This window comes from Micromonospora sp. NPDC005257 (genome assembly GCF_042872445.1).
GTDB lineage: Bacteria > Actinomycetota > Actinomycetes > Mycobacteriales > Micromonosporaceae > Micromonospora.
In genome coordinates, this window is record NZ_JBIAKL010000007.1 from 35585 (window position 1) to 60076 (window position 24492).

The 24492-nt window shown below is 74.3% G+C and carries 20 protein-coding genes; 9 read left to right on the forward strand and 11 right to left on the reverse strand.

Going from position 1 to position 24492, the window contains the following annotated elements; translation table 11 throughout:
• Position 1: 1 nt before the first annotated feature.
• The 3 genes from ACFYO8_RS16340 to ACFYO8_RS16350 all read left to right on the forward strand — a co-directional run bounded on the left by ACFYO8_RS16340 (position 2) and on the right by ACFYO8_RS16350 (position 3799).
• Positions 2–964, forward strand: coding sequence for a carbohydrate ABC transporter permease (locus tag ACFYO8_RS16340; RefSeq protein ID WP_354871048.1), 963 nt, complete (start codon positions 2–4; stop codon positions 962–964).
• Between the two features lie 61 nt (positions 965–1025).
• Positions 1026–2114 carry a LacI family DNA-binding transcriptional regulator gene (locus ACFYO8_RS16345; RefSeq protein ID WP_355095259.1) on the forward strand — a complete coding sequence of 363 codons (1089 nt, stop codon included), beginning with the start codon at positions 1026–1028 and terminating at the stop codon, positions 2112–2114.
• 41 nt (positions 2115–2155) lie between these two features.
• The gene (locus tag ACFYO8_RS16350) at positions 2156–3799 is read left to right on the forward strand and encodes an alpha-amylase family glycosyl hydrolase (protein WP_354871281.1); all 1644 of its coding nucleotides are present in this window, start codon (positions 2156–2158) and stop codon (positions 3797–3799) included.
• 58 nt (positions 3800–3857) lie between these two features.
• On the opposite strand, the gene ACFYO8_RS16355 is transcribed toward ACFYO8_RS16350, so the two are convergent.
• From ACFYO8_RS16355 to xylA, 3 genes are all read right to left on the reverse strand, one after another.
• A complete protein-coding gene (locus tag ACFYO8_RS16355) occupies positions 3858–5291 on the reverse strand; it encodes an MFS transporter (RefSeq protein ID WP_355095261.1) in 1434 nt (477 codons plus the stop codon).
• 77 nt (positions 5292–5368) lie between these two features.
• On the reverse strand, positions 5369–6823 hold the full coding sequence (gene xylB, locus ACFYO8_RS16360; RefSeq protein ID WP_354871055.1) for a xylulokinase: 1455 nt from the start codon (positions 6821–6823) through the stop codon (positions 5369–5371).
• Between the two features lie 11 nt (positions 6824–6834).
• On the reverse strand, positions 6835–8022 hold the full coding sequence (gene xylA, locus ACFYO8_RS16365) for a xylose isomerase (protein WP_354871058.1): 1188 nt from the start codon (positions 8020–8022) through the stop codon (positions 6835–6837).
• Between the two features lie 53 nt (positions 8023–8075).
• Between xylA and ACFYO8_RS16370 the strand changes: the two genes are divergently transcribed.
• The 3 genes from ACFYO8_RS16370 (at position 8076) to ACFYO8_RS16380 (ending at position 12137) form a co-directional block, all read left to right on the forward strand.
• Positions 8076–9335 carry an ROK family protein gene (locus tag ACFYO8_RS16370; protein ID WP_355095263.1) on the forward strand — a complete coding sequence of 420 codons (1260 nt, stop codon included), beginning with the start codon at positions 8076–8078 and terminating at the stop codon, positions 9333–9335.
• A gap of 79 nt (positions 9336–9414) precedes the next feature.
• Positions 9415–11136, forward strand: coding sequence for a PP2C family protein-serine/threonine phosphatase (locus ACFYO8_RS16375; protein WP_354871062.1), 1722 nt, complete (start codon positions 9415–9417; stop codon positions 11134–11136).
• Entirely contained in the window at positions 11133–12137 is a 1005-nt protein-coding gene (locus ACFYO8_RS16380) for a B12-binding domain-containing protein (RefSeq protein WP_387257300.1), read from the forward strand. Before ACFYO8_RS16375 ends, ACFYO8_RS16380 begins: the two co-directional genes overlap by 4 nt.
• Before the next feature lies 1 nt (position 12138).
• On the opposite strand, the gene ACFYO8_RS16385 is transcribed toward ACFYO8_RS16380, so the two are convergent.
• A complete protein-coding gene (locus tag ACFYO8_RS16385; RefSeq protein WP_387189172.1) occupies positions 12139–12654 on the reverse strand; it encodes a MarR family winged helix-turn-helix transcriptional regulator in 516 nt (171 codons plus the stop codon).
• Positions 12655–12749: 95 nt separating this feature from the next.
• Between ACFYO8_RS16385 and ACFYO8_RS16390 the strand changes: the two genes are divergently transcribed.
• A complete protein-coding gene (locus ACFYO8_RS16390; protein WP_355095278.1) occupies positions 12750–13880 on the forward strand; it encodes a PP2C family protein-serine/threonine phosphatase in 1131 nt (376 codons plus the stop codon).
• 10 nt (positions 13881–13890) lie between these two features.
• Here the strand turns inward: ACFYO8_RS16390 and ACFYO8_RS16395 are convergent, their stop codons facing one another.
• The 7 genes from ACFYO8_RS16395 to ACFYO8_RS16425 form a co-directional block, all read right to left on the reverse strand.
• A complete protein-coding gene (locus tag ACFYO8_RS16395) occupies positions 13891–15372 on the reverse strand; it encodes a sugar transferase (protein ID WP_354871070.1) in 1482 nt (493 codons plus the stop codon).
• 211 nt (positions 15373–15583) lie between these two features.
• Positions 15584–17338: a VWA domain-containing protein gene (locus tag ACFYO8_RS16400; protein ID WP_354871073.1), complete on the reverse strand. Its 1755-nt coding sequence runs from the start codon at positions 17336–17338 to the stop codon at positions 15584–15586.
• A gap of 176 nt (positions 17339–17514) precedes the next feature.
• Positions 17515–18558, reverse strand: a complete 1044-nt coding sequence (locus ACFYO8_RS16405) for a lactonase family protein (protein WP_387188696.1) — start codon at positions 18556–18558, stop codon at positions 17515–17517.
• 97 nt (positions 18559–18655) lie between these two features.
• Positions 18656–19258, reverse strand: coding sequence for an ATP/GTP-binding protein (locus ACFYO8_RS16410; RefSeq protein ID WP_354871077.1), 603 nt, complete (start codon positions 19256–19258; stop codon positions 18656–18658).
• Positions 19239–19628 (reverse strand): DUF742 domain-containing protein, encoded by a 390-nt coding sequence (locus tag ACFYO8_RS16415; RefSeq protein WP_354871079.1) that lies wholly within the window; start codon positions 19626–19628, stop codon positions 19239–19241. Before ACFYO8_RS16415 ends, ACFYO8_RS16410 begins: the two co-directional genes overlap by 20 nt.
• Complete coding sequence (locus tag ACFYO8_RS16420; protein ID WP_354871081.1) at positions 19618–20040, reverse strand: roadblock/LC7 domain-containing protein; 423 nt, start codon at positions 20038–20040, stop codon at positions 19618–19620. The genes ACFYO8_RS16415 and ACFYO8_RS16420 overlap by 11 nt, the downstream gene beginning before the upstream one ends.
• Positions 20040–22388, reverse strand: coding sequence for a nitrate- and nitrite sensing domain-containing protein (locus ACFYO8_RS16425; RefSeq protein WP_387257301.1), 2349 nt, complete (start codon positions 22386–22388; stop codon positions 20040–20042). Before ACFYO8_RS16425 ends, ACFYO8_RS16420 begins: the two co-directional genes overlap by 1 nt.
• A gap of 304 nt (positions 22389–22692) precedes the next feature.
• Here ACFYO8_RS16425 and ACFYO8_RS16430 point away from each other — a divergent pair, with 304 nt between their 5' ends.
• Together ACFYO8_RS16430 and ACFYO8_RS16435 are read left to right on the forward strand one after the other, a co-directional pair.
• Complete coding sequence (locus ACFYO8_RS16430; protein ID WP_354871086.1) at positions 22693–23292, forward strand: hypothetical protein; 600 nt, start codon at positions 22693–22695, stop codon at positions 23290–23292.
• A gap of 12 nt (positions 23293–23304) precedes the next feature.
• Complete coding sequence (locus ACFYO8_RS16435) at positions 23305–24384, forward strand: hypothetical protein (RefSeq protein WP_354871089.1); 1080 nt, start codon at positions 23305–23307, stop codon at positions 24382–24384.
• The last annotated feature ends 108 nt before the right edge of the window (positions 24385–24492 follow it).

The following is a 24492-nucleotide window of genomic DNA, read 5'->3' on the forward strand; positions in this document are numbered from 1 at the left end:
GATGACCACCGCCACGCCCACTGTCGGAGTCGGCGCCCAGGCCACCACCGAGCCGACCACCCGGGGCACCCGGGTCCGCAAGCGCCTGAACAGCCGTACCGCCACGCTCGTGTCGATCGTCATCGCGATGCTCTGGACGATCCCGACCTTCGGCCTGTTCATCTCCTCGATCCGGCCGGAGAACGAGATCAAGACCACCGGCTGGTGGACGTTCTTCAGCAACCCGCAGTTCACCCTGGAGAACTACCAGGAGGTGCTGTTCAGCCGGGGCTCGTCCGGGCAGCTCGCCAGCTACTTCATCAACTCGCTGGCGATCACCGTCCCGTCGGTGCTGTTCCCGCTGGCGTTCGCGTCGCTCGCCGCGTACGCGCTGGCGTGGATGAACTTCAAGGGGCGGGACTGGGTCTACATCGGGATCTTCGCGCTGCAGATCGTGCCGCTGCAGATGGCCCTGGTGCCGCTGCTGCGGTTCTTCTCCACCGGCGTCACGGTCGCCGGCGTGCAGATCCTCCCGGCATGGGGCCTGGTCGACGAGCAGAAGTTCGCCCAGGTGTGGTTCGCGCACACCTGCTTCGCGCTTCCGTTCGCCGTGTTCCTGCTGCACAACTTCATCTCGCAGCTTCCCGGCGACCTGATGGAGGCGGCCCGGGTCGACGGGGCCACGCACCCGAAGATCTTCCGCACCATCGTGCTGCCGCTGATCATGCCCGCGCTGGCGGCGTTCGGCATCTTCCAGTTCCTCTGGGTCTGGAACGACCTGCTGGTCGCGCTGATCTTCGCCGGTGGCGGCGACGAGACCGCCCCGATGACCGTCCGGCTCGCCGAGCTGGCCGGCACCCGGGGCAACGAGTGGCAGCGGCTCACCGCAGGCGCGTTCGTGTCGATCGTCGTACCGCTGATCGTGTTCCTGTCCCTCCAGCGCTTCTTCGTGCGAGGCCTGCTCGCCGGCAGCGTCAAGGGTTGATCCGGCGTCCCGCCGCCGGCACGGCCGGCGGCGGGACCCGGATCGGTGCGGGGAGCCCACCATGACCAGGATTGACGACGTCGCCCGTCTGGCCGGGGTGTCCACGGCCACCGTCTCCCGGGCGCTGCGCGGCCTGCCGACGGTCTCGGCCGCGACCCGCCGCCGGGTGCTCGCCGCCGCCGAACAACTCCAGTACGCGGTGTCGCCCAGCGCGAGCCGGCTGGCCGGCGGCCGGACCGGCACGGTGGCGGTGGTGGTGCCCCGGATCACCAGATGGTTCTTCGGCACGGTGGTCGAGGCGGTCGAGGAATTCCTCCAGGACAGCGGCTACGACCTGCTCCTCTACAACCTCGGTGGCCGGGAACGGACCCGCCAACGGGTGCTGGGCACGGCCAGCCTGCACAAGCGCGTGGACGCGATCATCCTGGTCGCCACCCCGATGCGGGCGGCCGACGTGCACACGCTGACGAAGCTGGGCCTGCCGGGCGTGACGATCAGCTCCGGCGGCCAGGTGCCCGGGTGGCCCTGCGTCCGGATCGACGACGTGGCCGCCGCCCGGACCGCCACCCGCCACCTGCTCGACCTCGGCCACACCCGGATCGCGCACATCTCCGGCGACCCGGACGACGAACTGGCCTTCACCACCCACCTGGACCGGCGGCTCGGCTACCAGGAGGCGTTGCGGGCCGCCGGGCTGCGGCCCGACCCGAGCCTCGACGCCGAGTCGCGGTTCACCATCGACGGGGGCGTCCGGGCCACCGCCGAACTGCTGGCCCGGGGCGAGCCGCCGACAGCCATCTTCGCCGCCTGCGACGAGATGGCGATGGGCGCGATCACCGCGCTGCGCGACGCCGGGCTGCGGGTGCCCCAGGACGTGAGCGTGATCGGCATCGACGATCACGACCTGGCCGGCGTGCTCGGCCTGAGCACCATCGCTCAGCCCGCCGCCGACCAGGGGTTGCTCGCCGCCCGCATCCTGCTCGACCCGCTCGGCTTACGGGTCACCGAGCCGTACCCCGGCCTGGTGCCGGCGCCGCGCGGCACCGGCACCGGCACCGGCGACGGCACCGACGACGGGACGCCGCCCCCGGTGATCCTGCCCACTCGCCTGGTGGTGCGCGAATCGACTGCGCCGCCCCGGGCACACTGAACAACTCGCTCGTCCCGCACCACCCAGACAGGAGTAAGGCGCTGAACACCGACGCGACGCAGCAGGCCCCGGGCACCGGCTGGTGGACCGAGGCGGTCATCTACCAGGTCTACCCGCGTTCGTTCGCCGACTCCGACGGCGACGGGATCGGCGACCTGCCGGGCATCACGTCCCGGCTCGACCACCTCGCCGAGCTGGGAGTCGACGCGGTCTGGCTGTCCCCGTTCTATCCATCCCCGCAGGCCGACGCCGGGTACGACGTGTCCGACTACCGCGACGTCGACCCGCTGTTCGGCACACTCGCCGACGCCGACAAGCTGATCGCCGAGGCGAAGGCCCGCGGGCTGCGGGTGATCGTCGACCTGGTGCCCAACCACACCTCGTCCGCGCACCGCTGGTTCACCGCGGCCGTCGCCGCCGCGCCGGGCAGCCCGGAACGGCAGCGCTACGTGATCCGCGACGGCAAGGGCCCGGACGGCGCCGAGCCGCCGAACGACTGGGTGAGCGTGTTCGGTGGCCCCGCCTGGACGCGGCTGCCCGACGGGCAGTGGTACCTGCACCTGTTCGACCCCGGCCAGCCCGACCTCAACTGGGACAACCCGGAGGTGCGCGCGGAGTTCCTCGACGTGCTGCGCTTCTGGCTGGACCGGGGCGTGGACGGCTTCCGGGTGGACGTGGCGCACGGCCTGATCAAGCAGGCCGACCTGGCCGACTGGCAGGAACCGCAGGAGATCCTCTCCGGCAGTGAGGTGGACAAGCCGCGCCCGCCGATGTGGGACCAGGACGGCGTGCACGAGATCTACCGGGAGTGGCGACGGGTGCTCGACTCGTACCCCGGTGAGCGGATCCTGGTCGCCGAGGCGTGGGTGGAGCCGGCCGAGCGGCTGGCCCGGTACGTGCGCCCGGACGAGATGCACCAGGCGTTCAACTTCGAGTACCTGATGGCCGCCTGGTCCGCGCCGGCCCAGTACGCGGTGATCACCCGTTCGCTGGAGGCCACCGATTCGGTCGGAGCGCCGACCACCTGGGTGCTGTCCAACCACGACGTGGTCCGGCACGCCTCCCGGCTCGGGCTCGGCACCGGCGGCGGCCGGGCCAACGGCGTCGGTGTGGACGACCCGCAGCCGGACGCCGCGCTGGGTCTGCGCCGGGCCCGGGCGGCCAGCCTGCTGATGCTTGCGCTGCCCGGTTCCGCCTACCTCTACCAGGGTGAGGAGCTGGGGCTGCCGGAGCACACCACGCTGCCCGACGAGGCCCGGCAGGACCCGACCTGGGAACGCAGCGGGCACACCGAGCGCGGCCGGGACGGCTGCCGGGTGCCGATCCCGTGGGAGGCCGACGCCCCCTCGTACGGGTTCGGGCCGACCGACGCGAGCTGGCTGCCCCAGCCGGCGACGTGGGCCGAGTACGCGCTGGACCGGCAGCGCGGCGTGGCCGGCTCGACGTACGAGCTGTACCGGACCGCGCTGCGGTTGCGCCGCGAGCACGCGCTGGCCCGGGGCCCGCTGCGGTTCCTGTCCTCCGGCGACGAAGTGCTCACGTTCACCAACGGCGACCTCACCGTGCTGACCAACTTCGGCGCCGCCCCGGTGCCGCTGCCGGCCGGCGCCGAGGTGCTGGTGTCGAGCGCGCCGCTGGACGGCGCCGCGGTCCCGACGGATGTCACCGTCTGGTTCCGGGCGTAAGGAAGGGCCCCTTATTGACGCCTCCGGTAGAGGAAGGGCCCCTTCTTAACACTCACCGTCAAGAAGGGGCCCTTCCTTCCTCCAAGCGGTCGGCGCGGGCGTGCAGCAGGTCGCGCACCTGCGCGATGTCCCGCGGCGAAGTACGCGCGGCCAGCCAGTACATGATCCCGGTCGGGATGAAGAAGAGCTGGAACGCGGCCAGCCCGACCGCGTAGTTCAGCGGCGGCGGGAAGGCCGCCCGCAACCCGGCGAACGCCACCCCCACCAGCCCGTTGCCCGCCGCCCGGCCGACGCCGTTCACCAGGTTGCCCAGGCTGTAGACGGTGCCCCGGTGCTCGGGCGGGTTGACGTCCGCGATCAGCGCGAACCAGTTCGGCGAGTTCGCCGAGGTCAGCGCCAGCGCCACCACGGCGGTGAGCAGGCTCAGCCCCACCGACGGCTCGGTCAGCACGCTGGCGAGCACGGCCGTCACCACCGCGCCGGCGCCGGCGCCGTCGGGCACGTCGATGCGGATCGGCACGAAGAACAGGACCAGGTAGAACGGCAGCGCCGCGAGGATGCCGACGGCCGCGACCATGGCCCGGCCACTCGGTGTACGCCGTTGCAGCGCGTCGCCCACCAGGCCGCCCACGATGGACAGCACGCCGCCGAGCTGGAACAGGGTGGCGAAGACGCTGCCCACCACCACTGCCGTGGCGGGCGAGTAGCCCTGCGCCTCGGCCCGCTGGCTGAACAGCACCGGCAGCCAGACCAGCGAGCCGAACGCGGCCTGGGCGGTGAGCCCCTGCAGGATCAGCCAGCGGTTGGTCCGGCGGGCCAGGATCCGGGGCAGGTCGGCGCGGCTGATCCGGTAGTCGTACTCGTTTCCGGCGTCGATCGCCCCGGCCAGTTCCGGTTCGCTCTGCCCGCGCGCGATGTCGTAGGTGAACAGGTACGCCGCCGTGGCGGCCAGGCCCACGCCGGTCAGCAGCAGGAACGGCCGCCGCCAGTCGGTCGCGCCGAGCAGGCCGCCGAGCAGCGTCCCGGCCAGCGTGCCGACGCCCTGGGACAGCCCCCAGAAGCTCATCACCAGGCCGCGACGGCGCGGCGAGATCAGGTCGGTGACCACCGAGAAACCGACCGACCCCACCGCGCCGAGCCCGACCGCGCCGACGAACTGCGCGGTCAGGAACGTCGCGTACCCCCCGGCGAGCGCGCTGCCCCCGGTGCCGGCGGCCCAGAGCAGCGTGCCGACCATGAGCAGCGGCTTGCGGTTGGTGCGGTCGCCGACGTACGCCCAGCCCACCGCCGCCACCGCGCTGACCAGGAAGCTGACGGCGGTGACCAGGCCGAGCATCCGCTGGGGCACGTCGAGGGCGGTGGAGATCGGCCCGTACAGCGGGGGCACCAGGCCGATCGCCACGTTGTCCAGCGAGGCGAGCACCACGAAGACCACGACGCTGTAGAGCCGGTGTGCCGCGTTCCCGCGCCGGGAGATCCTCGTGCCCCTCATGCAGGGCAGCCAATCAGGTGCGGGCCGGATCGGGGACACCGCCCCCGGCTGACGCGCGTGTTGAAAGGGGCCCTTCCCTACCCCCGGGCGCGGGCGTAGCGCTCGCGGATGGCGGGGACCGCCTCGCCCGTGTACTCCTCGGTGTCGCCGATCGCCCAGGCGGGCGGGGTGTCGCCACCGAACGCCACCCAGGCGGCCTGCCGGGCCGCGCCGTCGGCCACGTACTCGCCCGGCGGCGGCACCACCACCGGGCGGCCGAAGACCTGTGGCGCGATCCGGCGTACCGCGGCGGACCGGGCGCCGCCGCCGACCAGGATGATCCGGTCGGCGCGGGCGCCCTGCGCGATGAGCGCGTCCAGGCCGTCGGCCAGCCCGCAGAGCATGCCCTCCACCGCGGCCCGGGCCAGGTGCGCCGGGGTCGACGTGCCCAGCGTCAGGCCCGTCAGCTCGCCGGTGGCGTGCGGCCGGTCCGGCGTCCGCTCCCCCTCCAGGTACGGCACCAGCACCAGCCCGTCCGCGCCGGGCGGGGCGGACAGGGCCAGCTCGCCGAGCGTGTCGAGGTCGACGCCGAGCAGCGTCGCGGTGGCGTCCAGCACCCGGGCCGCGTTGAGCGTGCAGACCAGCGGCAGGAACCGGCCGGTGGCGTCGGCGAATCCGGCCACCGCGCCGCTGGAGTCGGCGGCCGGCGTGTCCGCGACCGCGAAGACGGTGCCGGAGGTGCCGATCGAGACGACCACGTCGCCCGGGCCGGCTCCGGCGCCGAGCGCCGCGGCGGCGTTGTCCCCGGTGCCGGGACCGAGGAGCACCGGGCCGGCGGCGCCGGCTCCCGAACCCGCGGACGGGCCGGACGCCACGCCGTCGCCGAGCACCGCCGGGTCGAGGTGCCCGGCCACCTCGGCCGGGCCGAGCACAACCGGCACCTTCGGGCGGCGGCCGAACGCCCGTTCCAGCAGGTCCAGCCGGTATTCGCCGGTGCGCGGCGACCAGTAGCCGGTGCCGCTGGCGTCGCCCCGGTCGGTGCGCAGCCCGTCCAGGCCGGGGGCACCCGCCAGCCGCCAGGTGAGCCAGTCGTGCGGCAGGCAGACGGCCGCCACCCGGTCGGCGTTGTCCGGCTCGTGCCGGGCCAGCCAGCGCAGCTTGGTCGCGGTGAAGCTGGCCACCGGCACCGCGCCGGTCGCCTCGGCCCAGAACCGGCGGCCGGTCTCCCCGCCGCCGGCCTCCTCGACCAGGTCCCGGGCCGCGTCGGCGGACCGGGTGTCGTTCCACAGCAGCGCCGGGCGGACCACCTTCCCGGACTCGTCCAGGCAGACCATGCCGTGCTGCTGTCCGCCGACCGAGACGGCTGCCACGTCGGCCAGGCCGCCGGCCTCGGCGACCGCCGCCAGCAGGGCCTCCCACCAGGCGTGCGGGTCGACCTCGGTGCCGGGCGGGTGCGGCGCGCGGCCCTGCCGGACCAGCGCGCCGGTCTCCGCGTCCCGGACGACCACCTTGCAGGACTGGGTCGACGAGTCGACCCCCGCGACGAGCGGCATGGCGGCCCGCCTCAGCGCGCGCCGAGCACGTGCTCGACGGCGAGCTGGTTGAGCCGGACGAAGCCGAAGCCCTTGGCGCCGACCGACTCCGGGTCGAACTCCTCGAACGCGGTCCGGTCGGCCAGCAGCTCGCGGTAGCCCTCGCCCGGGTTCAGCGTCGGGGTGGCCAGCTCGGCCACCCGGGCGACGGCGAGCGCCTCGACCACCTCCGGGTCGGCGCGGAACGCCGCGGCCCGCTCCTTGAGCAGAAGGTACGTCCGCATGTTCGCCTCGGCGGAGGCCCACACGCCGGCGATGTCCTCGGTGCGGGACGGCTTGTAGTCGAAGTGACGCGGGCCGTCGTACGCCGGGCCGCCGTTCGGGCCGCCGTGCTCCAGCAGGTCGACCAGGGCGAACGCGTTGAGCAGGTCGCCGTGGCCGAAGACCAGGTCCTGGTCGTACTTGATGCCGCGCTGGCCGTTGAGGTCGATGTGGAACAGCTTGCCCTGCCAGAGCGCCTGGGCGATGCCGTGGGCGAAGTTCAGCCCGGCCATCTGCTCGTGCCCGACCTCCGGGTTGAGCCCGACCATCTCCGGGCGGGCCAGGGTGGAGATGAAGCCGAGCGCGTGGCCGACGGTGGGCAGCAGGATGTCGCCGCGCGGCTCGTTCGGCTTGGGCTCCAAGGCGAAGCGCAGGTCGTAGCCGTTGTCGACGACGTACTCGCAGAGCAGGTCCACCGCTTCGCGGTAGCGGTCCAGCGCGGCCTGGACGTCCTTGGCGACGTCGTACTCGGCGCCCTCCCGGCCGCCCCACATGACGAACGTCTTCGCGCCCATCTCGGCGGCCAGGTCGATGTTGCGCAGCACCTTGCGCAGCGCGTACCGGCGTACGTCGCGGTCGTTGCTGGTGAAACCGCCGTCCTTGAACACCGGGTGGTTGAACAGGTTGGTGGTGACCATCGGCACGACCAGGCCGGTCTCGTCGAGGGCCTTGCGGAAGCGGCTGAGCCGGGCGTCGCGGGTGGCGGCGTCCGCGCCGAACGGGACCAGGTCGTCGTCGTGGAAGGTGATGCCGTACGCGCCCAGCTCGGCGAGCCGGTGCACCGCCTCGACGGCGTCCAGCTCGGGCCGGGTGGCGTCACCGAACGGGTCGCGGGCCGGCCAGCCCACCGTCCAGAGGCCGAAGGAGAACTTGTCCGCGGGGGTGGGGCGGGGTGCCATGGCAGACCTCCAGGTGGTGGTGTCGTCCGCGATTTGTTCAGCGGTTGAATTAAATGGCGGCGATGTGGCAGTGTCAAGAGGTGACAAGCGCCAGCACCGCCGGGGCGGTCCGGCAGGGCAGCCTGCGCGAGTTGAACCTCGCGGTGGTGCTCCGGCGGATCGCCGCCGCCGAGCGGCCGCCCTCCCGCGCCGGGATCGCCGCCGACACCGGCCTGACCCGGGCCACCGTCTCCGCCGTCGTGGACGACCTGATCGCCGGCCGGCTGGTCGCCGAGGCGGAGCCGGAGCCGCGTACCGGGGCGGGCCGCCCGGCCCGGGGCCTGGTGCTCGCCTCCGACGGCCCGGCCGGGCTCGGCCTGGAGGTCAACGTCGACTACCTGGCCGCCTGCGTCGTCGACCTGACCGGCACGGTCCGGCACCACCTGGTCCGCCGCGCCGACCTGCGCCCGGTCTCCCCCGCCGACGCGCTCGCCCGGCTCGCCACGCTGGCCGCCGAGGCGCGCGCCGCCGCCGTACGCGACGGGCTGACGCTGGCCGGCGCGGCGCTCGCCGTGCCGGGCCTGGTGGGCGACGGCGGCCTGGTCCGGCTCGCACCGAACCTGGGCTGGCGGGACGTGGACGTGCCGGCGCTGCTCGCCGGGCACCCGCTGGCCGAGCCGGTCGACGGGGTGCCGCCGCTGGTGGTCGACAACGAGGCCAACCTGGCGGCGCTCGGCGAGCTGTACGCCGGTCCGGCCGGCCCGCGCAGCTTCCTGCACGTCACCGGCGAGATCGGCATCGGCGCCGGTATCGTGCTCGACGGCTCGCTCTACCGGGGCGCACGCGGCTGGAGCGGAGAGATCGGCCACTTCCCGGTCCAGCCGCAGGGGCGGCCATGCCGCTGCGGTGGCCAGGGTTGCCTGGAGCGGTACGCGGGCCAGGAGGCGATCCTGGCCGCCGCCGGGCTGACCGGCGCGGAACTGCCGGCCGACACCGCCGCCGCCCGGCTCGCCGACCTGGCCGAGGCCGGTGACGCGGCCACGCTGACCGCCCTGACCGACGCCGGCACCGCCCTCGGGGTCGCCGTGGCGGGTGTGGTGAACCTGCTGGATCTGGATACCGTGGTGCTCGGGGGCGGATACGCCCGGCTCGCGCCCTGGCTACGGCCGCCGGTGGAGGCGGAGGTCTCCCGGCGGGTGCTCACCGCCGCCTGGGCGCCGGTCACGGTACGCCCGGCCGTGCTCGGGGCACAGTCCGCGGCGGTCGGCGGGGCCGGCTCGGTGGTCCGCCGGATCGTCGACCGGCCGGTGGGCTGGCTGGCCCGGACCACCTGACCCCGGATGATCGTCGGCAGGCATTCCGTGCCTGTGCTCGGTACTCTTGCCGGCAGGCAACCTGTTTACCGAACGAGGGGTGCACCGACAGCATGCGCAGGGGTCGACCGACCGAAGCGCCCGGCCACCGGAGGTGACCGCCGCGCGCCGGGGCGGTGTCACGGGGCCGGTCAGCGGCGGCGGACACACCCCGCGGAGACGGCCCCGGCGGGTCGCCGGGGCCGCGCTTCCGGCTGACGGCCATCTGGCCCGGGAACTGCTGGACGGGCTCGCCGATGCGGTCGTGACCGTCGACCACGCCGGCGTGGTCACGCTCGTCAACGCGATGGCCACCGACCTGCTCCCCGAGGTCACACCTGGCGTCGACCTGGCCGCGTGCCGGGTGCCGGCCCTGGCCGACGCGGCGGTCGCCGGATCGGACACGTTCGAGACCGAACACCACGGCCGACGACTGCGCGGCCTGCGGCGCCCTCTGGCCGAGGACCGCAACGCCTGGTACGTCCGCGACGTCACCGAGGAACACGCGCGCACCGACGCGCTGCTCACCGAACGGTCCCGCACCGCGTTCCTCGCCGAGGCGGGCAGCCGGCTCGGGCTGTCCCTGCACCGGGAGCAGACGCTGCGCACCGCGGTGACGTTGCCGGTGCCCTACCTGGCCGACGCCGCCGTGGTGGTGCACCGCCCGCCGCCGCCCGCCGAGGACCAACCCCACTGGATCCGGTACGCCACGGGCGACCCCGGCCCGGTCACCGGCCTGGCCGGCTGGGCCACTGTGGAGTCCGTACCCGGCCTGGTCGAGGCGCTCGACGGCGACCTCACCGAACCGACTCCCTGGCTGGACGCCGAACTGGCCGACCTGGCCGAGGTGCTGCCCGCCGGGTTCGGCCGCCCCGGCACCGTGTTGATCAGTCCGATGCCCAGCGCGGGCGGTCCGGCCGGCGCGCTGTTGCTGGCCCGCCGCCCGGAGCGGCCCGGCTTCGACAAGCGCGAGATCGCCCTGGCCCGGGAGTTCGCCGGCCGGGCCGGCGCCGCGCTGGCCGCCGCCGAGCTGTACGGCGAGCAGGCCCACCTGGCCCGCGTGCTGCAGAACAGCCTGCTGCCGCCGGAGCTGCCCCGGCTGCCCGGGATGACGCTCGCCGGTGGCTACCGCGCCGCCGGGGACAGCCTGCGCATCGGCGGCGACTTCTACGACCTGTTCCCCACCGGCGACGGCGGCCTGTTCGCGCTCGGCGATGTCTGCGGCAAGGGCGTCGGCGCGGCCGTGCTGACCGGCCGCGTCCGCCAGTCCCTGCAGACCCTGCGCCTGGTCGAGCAGCGCCCCCGGGAGCTGCTGGAACTGCTCAACCGGGCGCTGCTGGACGCCCCCGACGCGGCCCGCCGGGCCCAGTTCACCACGCTCCTGCTGGGCGCGCTGCGCCGCGAGCCGGACGGCGGGCTGCTGGTCCGGCTCGCCGGTGGCGGGCACCCGGCACCGTTCGTCGTCCGCGCCGGCGGCGACGTCGGGACGGTCCGGGTGGGCGGCATGCCGGTGGGTGCGCTCACCGACGCCCGGTTCGCCGGCGCCGAGGTACGGCTGGCGCCGGGTGACCTGCTGCTGGCGTACACCGACGGGGTGACCGAGGCCCGCGGCGGCCCGACCGAGCCGGCCATGTTCGGCGACGCCCGGCTGCGTCAGGCGCTCGCCACCGGCGCCGGGCTTCCGCCCGCCGCGCTCGTCGAGCGGGTGCTCCAGCTCGTCGACGAGTGGCTGGACGGGCAACCCCACGACGACATCGCCATGCTCGCCGTGGCGGCCGGATGACGCCCCGGCGGATCGGGCCGGAGGCGCTCGCCGCGTACCTCGATCACCTGGACGCCGCCGATCGGGCCGGTGCGGTCGAGCTGGCGTGCAGCCTGCTGGCCGACGGCTTCTCGATCGCGGACGTCCTGGTCGACCTGGTCGCCGTGGCGCAGCGGGAGATCGGCCGGCGCTGGCTGGCCGGGTCGTGGAGCGTCGCCCAGGAGCACGCCGCCACCCACGTCAGCGAGCAGGTGGTGGACGCGGTGAGCGCGACGATCGGCCCGCCGCGCCGCGGGCACGTGGTGATGGCCTGCGTCGAGGGTGAGTGGCACGCGCTGGCCGCCCGCATCGTCACCGAGGTGGTCCGGGCGGCGGGTTGGCGGGTGACGTTCCTCGGCGCCAGCGTGCCGGCCCGGCACCTGGTCACCTACCTGCACCAGACCGGCCCGGACGCGGTGCTGCTGAGCTGCGTGCAGCCGAACCGGCTGGTCCGGGCGGCGCGGATGGTGGGGGCCAGCCGCGCGGCCGGGGTGCCGGTGCTCGCCGGTGGCCCCGGCTTCGGCGCGGACGGCCGGTGGGCCACCACGATCGGCGCGGCGGCCTGGGGCGCCAGCGCCCGGGACGCGGTGGCGCTGCTGGACCGGCCGCGCTCGGCCGCGCACACCGGTGCGCCGCCGCCCCCGCCCGACGACTCGTACGTGCCGGTGCTGTACCGGCGGCGTGAGCTGGTCCGGCTCGCGCTGTCCACGGTGGACCCGCCGCCGGAGACAGCCGAGGACGTCGCCGCCGGCATCGCGCACCTGGTGGACGCGCTGATCGCGGCCGTACGGGTGGACGACGACCGGCTGCTGCGCGACTTCGTCGAGTGGCAGGAGGAGGCGCTCACGTCCCGGGGTGGCCGGGCGCTGCTGGACGAGGTGCTCGACACGCTGGAACGGGCGCTGACCGAGCATCCCCGGGTGGTGGCCCGGTTGCGGGCCGCGCGCGAAGGCGTGCCGGACGATTCCGCCCGCGCCGACTGAGTCAGGCGGTACGGGCCACCGGTGACTCGCCGGACGGCCGGGCGGGATCGCCGATCCGTTCCCCGGAAGGCTGAAGCATCGGCCAGCCCTCCGCCACCGCGGCCCCACCGCGCCGGCCCACCTCGTCGAACTCCCGCATGCCGCGCACCAGCGCGAGCCGGCCCTCCGGGCTCATCCCGGCCATGATCCGCTCCAGCCGGCGCCGCCGGTCGGCGCGCAGCTCGGCGAGGAGCCCGATGGCGGCGGGCGTGAGGTGCAGGGAGATCTCCCGCCGGTCGTAGCGGCCCGGCTCGCGTTCCAGCATCCCGGCCGCGACGAGCCGGTCGCACAGCCGGCTGGCGGAGGAGAGCAACATGTCGGTGAGCGTGGCGAGCCGGCGGAGGTTGATGCCGTCATACTGCTCGACGACCATGATCGCGCGTAGTTGGGCACTCGACAGCCGGCTGGTGGTGCGTTCCCGGGCCGCCTCCCAGACGGCGAGCAAGGTGCCTGCCGCCTCGTCCAGGACAGCGGACATACTCGTTTCAGGTCCCCGGGGACCACGCTCTTCGGTCATGGTGGGCCCGAGACTACTCCCCGGACCTGCCGGGCGACCTGTGCAAAGGAGCAAAGATGAGCGGAGCGGAGGGCCGCGCGCGCCGGCTCCTGACCGAGGCGCCGACGGATCTCATCGTGGACCGCCTCGCCGCCGAGCTGGCGCGCACGTACGGCGTCACCCGCACCGCGCTCTACCAGGTCGACTACCGGCTCGCCGAACTGCTGCCGCTGGACGACGGCCCATCGCTCACCGGGCCGGGCCACCCTGCCTGGCGTGCCTTCGACCACCAGGAGCCGGTGATCGCCGACGGCGTCGGCTGGTTCCCGGTGGGCATGCGCGGCGAACGCCGGGGCGTGCTCCAGGTGTCGCCGGTGCCCGCCGACCCGCACGCCCGCCGGGAGCTGGACACCATCGCCACGGTGCTCGGGCACGAGCTGAGCGCGGTCACGCCGACCACCGACCTCTACCGGACGGCCCGGCGCAGCCGGCGTCTCACGCTGGCCGCCGAGATGCAGTGGGATCTGCTGCCCGGACGCAGCCGGATCCGGCCGTCGTTCAGCCTGGCCGGGCAGTTGGAGCCGGCGTACGCGGTGCGCGGGGACAGCTTCGACTGGTCCGACGACGGTCACCGGCTCTGGCTGGCGGTGCTGAACGGCTACGGCGAGGGGGTGGCCGCCGCGCTGCTCGCCTCGCTGGCCACGTACGCGCTGCGCAACGCGCGCCGGGCCGGGCTGGACCTGGCCGACCAGGCCGCGCTGGCCGATCAGGCCATCTACGCCCAGCATCGGGGTGAACAGCACGTCTCCGTGCTCCTGGTCGAGGTGGACCTGGCCACCGGCGAGATGACGGTCGTCGACGCCGGTTCGCCCCGGCTGCTGCGTCTGCGGTCCGGCGAGGTGACCGAGCAGGAGCTGGACAAGCAGTTCCCGCTGGGCATGTTCGAGGGCACCGACTACCGCCCGCAGCGGTTCCGGCTGGAGCGCGGGGACCGGCTCTTCGTGGTCAGTGACGGCGTCATCGACGCCACCACCGAGCAGGTGCGCTACGGCGAGGCGGCGCTGGACCGGTTCCTGCGCCGGACCGGGCCGATGGAGCCGCTGGACGCGGTCCGGTCGCTGATCGGCGACCTGCGGGCCTTCGTCGCCGGTGACCTGGTGGACGACGCGGTGGTGGTCTGCCTGGACTGGCTGGGGCCGCAGCCCTGACCCGCCCCGATCAGTACGCGCCGCGGCTGTTGACCACCGCGCCGAACGTCTTCCAGAGGATGGTCAGGTCGGCGGCCAGCGACCAGTTCTCCACGTAGTACAGGTCCAGCCGAATGCCGTCCTCCCAGCTCAGATCCGACCGGCCGCTGACCTGCCAGAGGCCGGTCATGCCGGGCTTGACCAGCAGCCGGCGTGCCACGTCGCCGTCGTAGCGGGCCACCTCGGACGGCAGCGGCGGGCGCGGGCCGACCAGGCTCATCTGGCCGAGCAGCACGTTGACCAGCTGGGGCAGCTCGTCCAGCGACCACTTGCGCAGCAGCCGGCCGACCCGGGTGACGCGCGGGTCGTCGCGCATCTTGAACATCAGGCCGTCGGTCTCGTTGCGCGCGGCCAGCTCGGCGAGCAGGGCGTCGGCGTTCACCACCATGGTGCGGAACTTGAAGACGCCGAACTCCTCGCCGCCCTGGCCGACCCGGGTCTGCCGGAACAGCACCGGGCCACGGCTGTCGATCTTGATGGCGAGCGCGATCACGGTCAGCAGCGGCGCCAGCACGAGCAGGGCGATCAGCGAGATCGACCGGTCGACGAAGCCCTTGACGAGCTTGCGGGCGCCGCGGAACTCGGGCGCCTCGACGTGGATCAGCGGCAGGCCGGCGACCGGGCGGGTGTGGATGCGGGGACCGGCCACGTCGGTGAGCGCCGGCGCCACCACCAGGTCGACGCCGGTGCCCTCCAACTGCCAGCCGAGCCGGCGCAGCCGGGTCGCGGTCAGCTCGCCGGAGGCGGTGACCGCCACCGTGTCGGCGCCGATCGCGGTGGCGGCCTCCGGGATGCCCCGGAAACTCCCGACCACCGGCACGTCGCCCAGCCGCTGCGGCACCGGGGCGAGCAGCGCGTCCGGGATGCAGGCGCCGACCACCTGGTAGCCGGCGTACGGTTCCCGGCGCAGCGTGTGCACCAGCTCCAGCACGTGCGCGGTGTCGCCCACCACGAGCACCTTGCGGGACCAGCCGGCGCCCCGGTCGCGGGCCCGGTGCAGCCGCTTGCGGGCGGCGAAGCGCGCCACCTCCAGGCCGACCGTGCCGACCGCGAAGGAGATGGCCAGGAAGCCCCGGGAGACGCCGACGTCGGCGATGTACCCGGCGATGGCGATGCCGCCGGCGAGTCGCATGCTGGCCGCGCTGACCCGGCGGTACTCGTCGGCGCCGTAGCCGAGCACCTGGTCGTCGTAGCAGCGCATCGCCTTGAGCGAGACGAGCCACACCAGCAGGAGCACCGGGGCGACCACCACGTACGGGATCTTGGAGCCGGTCGGCTCCTCGTCGCCGAACCGGGCCAGGTAACCCACCAGGATGGCCACGGCGAGCACGGCCGTGTCCAGCACCAGCAGGACCCGGATGTAGGCCCGCTCCGCGGATCGCGTCGTCTTGCCCGGGCGTTCACCACCGGGTCGCGACGACGTGGCAGGGGTCAACAGCGTCGCCGAGGTCACCGGTCCTCCCCACTTCGTTCAGGACCGCCTCGTCCCCGCCCGACTCCGGTGTGGAGCCTGCGGTCGAGGCACCCGGTCATCATGCCTGGACAATTATGGTTACCGATTGATTCGGACGCATTACCGTCAGTTCTCATCCCGGTCTTGACCCGGGAAGCCTTCCGCCGTACCGGATTTCCGGCACGGCGGAAGACTAGCGCTGAGCTTCAGGTCAGCGGGGGGCGGGCGGCCGGAGCGCGATCGCCCGGAGGAAGATCTCGCCGATCTTGCTGGGGTCGGTGGTGACGAAGGCGCCGCCGCCGGTGACCTTGGTGATCGACTCCAGCTCGGCCCGGTTCACCTCGGTGCCGATGCCGATGATGATGACCTGTACCGGCTGCTCGTCGTCCTGCAGCTTGGTCAACTGGTCCAGCAGCGCCTTCTGCGAGATGCCGTTGTCGTCCTCGTTCTTGCCGTCGGTGAACAGCACGATCGAGTTGACCTTGCCCGGCTCCCAGTCCTGCTGCACCTTCTTGTACGCCGCGAGCATCGTGTCGTACAGGCCGGTGTTGCCGTTGGAGGGCTTGATCGAGGCCAGGCCGCGCTGGAGGGCGCCCCGGTTGCTGGACAACGGCTTGATCCCGACGAGCTCGCTCCAGTCCTGCGAGCCTTCGAGGTTGGTGGAGAACGTCCAGAGGCCGATCGACCAGGAGTCGTCGAACAACCCGAGGCCCTGGCTCGCGGCGGCGACGGTGACCTGCTCCCGGCTGGCGCCGTTGGCGGTGGCGACCGGCTTCTTCATCGAACCGGAGACGTCGACGACGCAGAGCATCCGGCCCGACTGGGTGGCCACCGACCAGGTCGTGGTCGCGGTCGAGATGGCGCCGGGGTCGAGGCCTGCGGCACCGCCCTGACCCGACGGCGGCACCTGGCGCTCGCCGCCGTTGGCCGGGCTCGGCGCGCCGGTCGGGGCCTGGAAACCGCGCCCCCAGTTGCCGTCCGGCGCGCGCAGCGCCTGCGAGGCGAGCCGGTCCTTGAAGCCCGGCGTCCGCAGCACCTCGAAGAGCACCTTGGCGGCGGACGCCTTGGCCGGCTCGATGCCGGGCAGCACCGCGAACGGGTAGTCCAGCGAGATCGGCGGCGGCTCCAGATAGAGCGCGGCGAGCCGGATCGGCGGCTTGGTGCTGTTGTAGGCGATCACGTCCTCCTCGGACAGCGCCGCCGCGCCGAGCGCGTTGGCGATCGCCGTCGGATCCGACGAGCGCGGGAACCGCGCGAGGAGGTCCTGCCGCAGCGAGGAACGGTTGGTCGCCAGCGCACGCAGCGCACCGACCATAGCCTCCTGGGCCTTCGGCGAGCCGGACTCGCCGGTGGAGCTCGCCGCCGCGGTCAGCGACAGCAGGCCGGACAGGCCGGCCGCGTCCTGGGTCGGCTCGACGATCCCGGCGCGCAGCGGCTTGCTGGCGGTGACCTGGGTGAGCAGGTCGGACCAGCGGAGCTTCTTGTCCGGCCACCCGATGCGCGAGGCCACCGGCTCGGGCAGCGCCACCACCACCGGGCTGCGCGCGATCGAGGCGCCGTTCGCCGGCGCAAACGCGCTGGCCCCACCGCTCTTGAGCCGTACCAGCCAGGTCGAGGAGTCCGGCACCCAGACGTCAGGGGTGACGGCGGTGCCGCTGGCCTGCCCGACGCCGGCCAGCGTGGCGCCGTGCTTGCTAGCAACCGCGGCGGCCACCTCGACCGACTCGGCCGAGGAGACGTTCACCGCGATGCAGGTTCCGCCCACCGCGGCGCCGTCGGAGACCCACTGGTCGGCGGCGGCACGCACCGCGGGGGCGATCTCCGGGGCGGTCGCCACCGACAGCTCGATCCGGCCCGAGCAGTTCGGGCCGGCCAGCTGCTGGTAGCCGAACCAGGAGCCGGCTACGACGGCGACAAGGGCTGTCGCCACGGCGGCGGCACCTGCTCCGCGGAGGTGGGAACTCATGCGATGGCGGCCAGACACGGTGACCATCTTGCGTACCTCGTGGGGTTACCACCACAACCGTTCGGACGAAAGTTACGCAGCAGAAACAGTTGATCAGCCAACCCATACGTTAAGTTACTGATCAGTCATTTAAGGTGACTCCAGTCCACTTCGGACGCCCTTCGGTGACCGCCCGGTCACGGGAGAACGCACGTCGGGCTCGCCACCGGCACCGGCTCCCCCACCGGCTCGGGCACCCCGCCGTCCGGATCGACCCGGAAGATCCTGATCATGTCGGCCCGCTCGTCGGCCACGTACAGGTGCTCCCCGGCGAACGCGAAGTGCCGGGGCCACTCGCCGCCGGTGTCGACCTCGGCCACCAGCTCCGGCGCGGCGCCGCCGAGCGCGAAGACCGCGACGGTGCCGACTCCGCGGTTGCCCACGTAGAGGAAACGCCCGCCCGGCCCGACGGCCACCTCGGAGGGCTGCACGTGCCCGGTCCGGCCGCTGGCGTCGACCCGGCTGCGCTGCCGCGGGCCGTCCGGCGTCAGCTCGTACGCGGTGACCGTGGCGTCCAGCTCACCGACCAGCCAGCAGCGCCCCCCGTCCGGGTGCCGGGCCAGGTGCCGGGGCCCGGTACCGGGCGCCGTCCGTACCCGGGGCTCCCGCTCGGCCAGCCGGCCGGTGGCGGCGTCGAGGTCGTACCGGTAGACGGAGTCGGTGCCCAGGTCGACGGCGAGCAGGCCGTCACCGGCCGGGTCCGGCGAGACCATGTGGCAGTGCGCCTGCTCCTGCCGCTGCGGGTCGGCGCCGTGACCGGAGTGCCGGACCAGGTCGGTGCGCTCCCCCGGCACGCCGTCGGCGTCCAGGCCGAACACCGCGACGCTGCCGCCGCCGTAGTTCGCCACGAACAGGTGCCGCCCGTCCGGGGCGACCGCCAGGTGGCACGGCTCCGCGCCACCTGTCTCGCGTACGCCCAGCGGCGTGAGGTCACCGTCCGGGGCCACCCGGAAGGCGCTCACCAGCCCGTCCGGCAGCTCGTTGCACCCGTACAGCACCGGCAGCACGGGATTCCGCACCAGGAACGACGGCGACGGGGTGACCGCCACGACACCCAGCGGGGTCAGTTCCCCGGTCGCCCGGTCCCGCCGGGCCGCCACGACGCCCTCGGCCCGCCCGCCCGTCTGCGCCGTGTAGCCGCCGATGTGGACGATCTCGTCCCGCCCGGTCACCGCTCCCACCTCTCGTCGGTCCTGTTCTCCGGAGATCCAACCAGAGGCTTCCCGGTAAGGCGGCCGATCAGTCCCGCGACAGCCGACGGGATTCGCCGCGGGAGGTTCATCCCACCGGCACCGGCTCGCCGCGCTGCCGCGCCACGTGCTCGACGAGCGAGATCAGCACCAGCTTGCCGGACTGCCGGTCCCGGGCGTCACAGAGCACCAGCGGGACGTCCGGGTCCAGGTCCAGGGCGTCGCGCACCGCCTCCAGGCCGAACCGGCGGGAACTCTCGAAGCAGTTGACGCCCACCACGAACGGGATGCCCCGCTGCTCGAAGTAGTCGATCGAGGGGAAGCAGTCGGCCAGCCGGCGGGTGTCGGCGAGCACCACCGCGCCGAGCGCACCGAACGCCAGCTCGTCCCAGAGGAACCAGAACCGGTCCTGGCCCGGGGTGCCGAACAGATAGACCTGGAGGTCGTCGTTGATGGTGATCCGGCCGAAGTCCATCGCCACGGTCGTGGTCGACTTCTGCTCGACCCCGGAGACATCGTCGGTGTCGACCCCGGCCCCGGTCAGGACCTCCTCGGTCTGCAACGGCCGGACCTCACTCAACGCGCTGACGAGCGTCGTCTTCCCGGCGCCGAAGCCACCGGCGATGAGGATCTTCAACGCCAGCGGCACTCGTGGCGCCCCCGGCTCCCGGTCATAGCGCACGGAGTCCACTGACCACCGCCTTGAGGATGTTGTCGTCGGGCAGGTACGCGGTGGCCGGTGGCCGGTGCACCGCGACGAGCCCCTGGGCGAGAAGGTCGCCGAGCAGCACCCGGACCACACCCACGGCGAGGTCCAGGTCGGCGGCGAGGTCGGCCACGGCCTTCGGCCGCCGGGCCAGCTCGGTCAGGCGGCGGTGCTCCGGCTGGAGGCCGGGCCGCCCGGCCGGGTCCGCGCCGGGGGCGGCGAGCACGAACGCCAGCAGGTCGAAGCCGTCGACGGGCGGGCGCACGCGGCCCCCGGTGAGCGTGTACGGGCGCACCACCGGGCCGGCGTCGGCGTCCAGCCACTCGTGCTGCGGCCCGGGCGACTCAGCGCGCATCGGCCCGCTCCCCCGCCGCCCGGCTCGGCGCGGCCAGGTTCTCCCCGACCCGGATGACGAGCATCGCCATCTCGTACGCCACCAGGCCGATGTCGGCGTCGGCGTCGCTGGCCACCGCCAGGCAGGCGCCCTGCCCGGCGGCGGTCACGAACAGGTAGGCCGACTCCATCTCCACCACGGTCTGACGGACCGCGCCGCCGCCCAGGTGCCGGGTCGCGCCCTTGGCCAGGCCGGAGAAGCCGGACGCCAGCGCGCACAGGTGTTCCGCGTCGGTGCGGTCCTGGTCGGTGGAGGCGCCGAGCAGGAGCCCGTCCGCCGAGAGCACCACCGCCTGGCGGGCGGCGGGGACACGCTCCACCAGGTCGTCGAGCAGCCAGTCGAGATCGGCGTTCTGCCGCGTCGTGTGCACCACTAGGCGTCCCTCTCAGTCGCGGTTCGTTGGTCCGGCGCCGGCGGGGCGGGCTCCACGGCCGACCTCGCGGTGGTGGACGGCGTACCGGTGTCGCGCGTCCCGGTGGTGGGGGTGGCCGGGTCGGTCCCGGCGGCGCGCGAGCCGTCCCGGCGTCCGCGTGCGGTGCCGGCCTGCAACGCGGACATGGCCCGGCGGGCCTCCTCCGGGGTGCGGTGGGCCGGGGTGTCGGCGACCGCGGCGCGGGGCCGCGGTGTCGCGCCGCGCCGCCGGATCCGGCGGGGCAGCCCGTCGTCGTCGGCGGGTGGCTCCACCGTCGAGGCGCGCGCCGCCTGCAACGAGACCACAGTGCTCTCCGGCCGGTCCGGGCCGGGACGGCCCGTCCGGCCCGGCCGAGGCACGGTGGTCAGCCGGGTCACCTTGGCCAGGCGCCGCCGTTCCGGCCCGGCGGAGGCGTCCGCGCCCACCGGCGGCTCGTCGGTGACCAGTGCCGACGGTACGAGCACCGCGGCGACGATCCCCGCCGGGCGGGACGGCCGCAGCTCCACCCGCACGCCGTGCCGGGCGGCCAGGCGTGCCACCACGAACAGCCCCAGCCGGGCGCTGCCGGACGGGTCGAACTCCGGCGGCTCGGCCAGCTTGCGGTTGGCCTCGGCCAGGGCCGGGGCGGACATGCCCAGTCCCCGGTCGGTGATCTCGATGGTGTAGCCGCCCGGGACGCTCCGGCCGGTGACGTCCACCCGGGTGCCGGGCGGGGAGAACGCGGTGGCGTTCTCGATCAGCTCGGCGAGCAGGTGGATCACGTCGCCGACGGCCCGGCCCAGCACCCCGGCCGCCGCCACCTCGCCCACGTCGACCCGGTCGTACGCCTCGACCTCGGAGATCGCGCCGCGCATCACGTCGACGGCGGCGACCGGCCGCCGCCAGCCCCGCCCGGGCGCGGCCCCGGCCAGGATGACCAGGTCCTCGGCGTGCCGCCGCAGCCGCGTCGCCAGGTGGTCGACCTGGAACAGCCCGTCCAGCTCGTCCGGGTCCTCGGTACGCCGTTCCAGCCGGTCCAGCAGCGCCAACTGCCGGTGCACCAGCCCTTGGCTGCGCCGGGCCAGGTTGAGGATCACCTCGTTGAAGCCGCGGCGCAGCGTCACCTCGTCGACGGCGGCGCGGACAGCGGTCCGGCGCACCTCGTTGAACGCGCGTGCCACCTGGCCGATTTCGTCGCCGCCGTGGTCCAGCTCGGGCGCCTCCCGGGCCACGTCGACCTCCTCGCCCCGGCGCAGCCGCGCCACGACGTCGGGCAGCCGGCGTTCGGCCACCTCGGTCGCCGCGGCGCGTACGCCGGTCAGCCGCTGCGCCAGCGACCGGCCGACCCGCAGCGCCACCAGCACGCACACCACGATCGCGATCAGGCCCAGCACCCCGGCGGCGGCGAGCTGGACGAGGATCCGGGTGGCCATCGGCACCGAGCGCTCGGCGAGCGCGTCCGCGCCACGCAGCTCGAAGTCGCGCAGGCTCTGCCACACCTCGGCGTGACTGGTGTCCCACGCCCGCACGTCGAACCGGGCGGGCAGCGCCGGCGAGCGGATCAGGCTGTCCTGGAGCGCGCGCAGCTTGCCGAACCCGGCGCCCTCGATCATCCGCTGGTACGCGGCCCGCTCCCCGGACGGCAGGTCGGCCACCGCGATCTCGGCCAGGAAACGCTGGTTCTCGATCGTGCGCACCAGTTGTTCGTGCTCGCCGTCGGCGTACCGTCCGGCGGTGACGGCGCCGGCCAGCAGCGCGTCGGCCTGGCCGAGCAGCTCCCGGGAGCGGCCCAACGCGGTGAGCGCCGTGGCCTCCCGGTTGAGCTGCGCGTCGGGCAGCGCGGCCATCGCGCCGAACGCCTGGAACGCCGAGCCGATCATCCCGCTGTAGAGGCCGACGGCACCGGCCCGGTCCACCGTCCGGTCGTCGATGAACGCGCGCCCCCCGGGCAGCGCGTCGAGCGCCGAGACCAGTTGGTCGAGCCGGTTGTCGAGCTGGGCGTCGGCGACGTCGCGCAGGTCCTCGCCGTCGACCTTCCGGCGCAGCTCGACGATCGCGTCGTCGGTGCGTACCCGCTGTTCGACCAGCTCGGGGAGGGCGCGGTCACCGGCGAGCTGGACCACCGACAGCCGCCGTTCCCGTTGCAGCTCCGCCACCACCGTCTCGCCCGGACGGCCCAGGTCGTAGAGGAGGGTACGCGCGGAGAGCAGGTCGAGCGCGGGCCCGAAGGTGAGCGTGGTGGCGAAGATCCACAACGCCAGCAGCCCGGTCAGCGGGCCGATGACCAGCGCGGTCAGCTTGGCGCGGATCGGCCAGTCACGGGTGTTCAATCAGACCTCGCCCGGGAAGGTGTCGCTCGGTGGCGCCGGCAGCGGCCGTCACGTTCGCCGGCCACGACGCCGGGCCCGGCCCGGACGCCTTGGGCAGGATACGTAATCCGGGACGGATGCACTACCGGCCGTCTCGGCTCTCGCTACGGTCCGGAACGGGCACCACGGGCTCAGTCGGACACCGGCCCGGCACCGGACGGCGGTCGCGACACCGCACCTTTTTCTTGCCCGGGGACGGAAAGTGCCGCACAACGGGATTGGCGATCACCCGCGAGAGGGAATACCAGCGTGCGAAGGAGGAGCCATGTCGTCCACCCAGGTAGTCGTCATAGTCATCGTCGTCGCCGTCATCGCCGCCCTCGTCGCGGTCGCCGTGGTCGCCAGCCGCCGCCGCGCGCTTCGGGAGCGCTTCGGCCCCGAGTACGACCGGGCCGTCGCCGAGCAGGACAGCCGTAGCGCCGCCGAGCGCGAGCTGCGGGAACGGGAGCGCCGGCACGCCGAGCTGGAGCTGACCCCACTGAGCCCGGAGTCCCGGGCCCGTTACGCCGCCGCCTGGGAGGAACTCCAGGTGCGCTTCGTCGACTCCCCCGCGGAGACGGTCGGCGAGGCCGACGAGCTGGTCAGCCGCCTGATCGCCGAGCGCGGATACCCCACCGGGGACTTCTCGGACCAGATCGCCCACCTCTCCGTCGAACACGCCCGCACCCTCACCCACTACCGCGACGCCCACGAGATCCGGCAGCGCAACGAGCGCGGTGAGGCCGGCACCGAGGACCTCCGGCAGGCGCTGGTGCACTACCGGGCCCTCTTCGCCGACCTGCTCGGCGAGGACCCGGTCGCCCCCCAGCAGCCGGAGCAGCGCCACCCCGACCACGACCACGACCACGACGTCCCGAGCCGCTGAGGAGGCCGCCCCATGCGCCAGGAGGAACAACAGGTCACACAGGACCACCCCGAGGCCGTCCGGTCCGCACCGGTGCCGGTGCCGCAGCCGGGCGAGCACGCCGACGCCGACCGACGCGACGCCGACCGCCGCGACGCGCCCGAGGACGCGCTGGACGACCGGGGCACATTCGACGACCCGGCGGTCGCCACCGAGCGGGGCGACACCGAGGCCGACGAGCGGCGCGACGCCGTGACCGACGAGCGGAACGACGCCGAGGTGGACGAGACCCGCGCCTACGACGCCGGGGAGCTGCCCGACGCGGCCGACCGGACCGACGACGGGCGGGCCCCGTACCACGACCCGGCGCCGCTGCCGACGGCGTTCGGCGCGGCGACGGTGGGCGACGCGGTCGCCGCCTCGGCCCTGGCCGGCGGCCGTCCGCAGGACGAGCGCGACGCGCGCGACGAGGACACGGCTGCGCCGGGCGACGGCGCACCCGGTCAGACCGACCCGCTGGACGACGAGCGGGCCGACCCGACCGCCGGGGACCGCCTGCACGACCGCGACCGCTGGGACGCCGAGCACTCCGGCGGCATCGACCTGGACGGTGACGGCCGGGACGACCGCACGGCCGACGGCGTCGTCCGCGACGACGCGGTCGCCGACGGCGCGGTCGGGTACGGCAGCGCCGAGCCGGGCCTGGTCGACCCCGACGCCGAGCCCGTGTCCACCGCCTCCGGCGACGACCGGGTGGACACCACCACCGCGGCGGCGGGCGCGGCAGCCGCCGGCGCCGCCCTGGGCGGCGCGGAGCGGCCGACGCCCGGCGCGGTACCGGCCGACGCGGCGACGCTGTTCGCGCCGGAGGCCGCCCAGGGCTTCCGGGACCGCTGGCGCGATGTGCAACTGCGTTTCGTGGACGACCCGCGCGCGGCGGTCGGCGAGGCGGAGTCGCTCGTCGAGGAGGCGATCGAGGCGCTCTCCGCGGCCCTGCGTGAGCAGCGCACCCGGCTCGGCTCCTGGCAGGAGTCCGGCTCCACCGACACCGAGCAGCTCCGGATGGCGGTGCGTGGCTACCGCGACTTCCTGGACCGCGTGCTGGGCCGCTGACCCCTCACCACGAAGCCCCGGCCGGGTGACCCGGCCGGGGCTTCCGCATGCCCAGACCGAACAGCAGGCATAAGACCTCGCAATCGGGGTACGTGCGGGCGGCGGTAC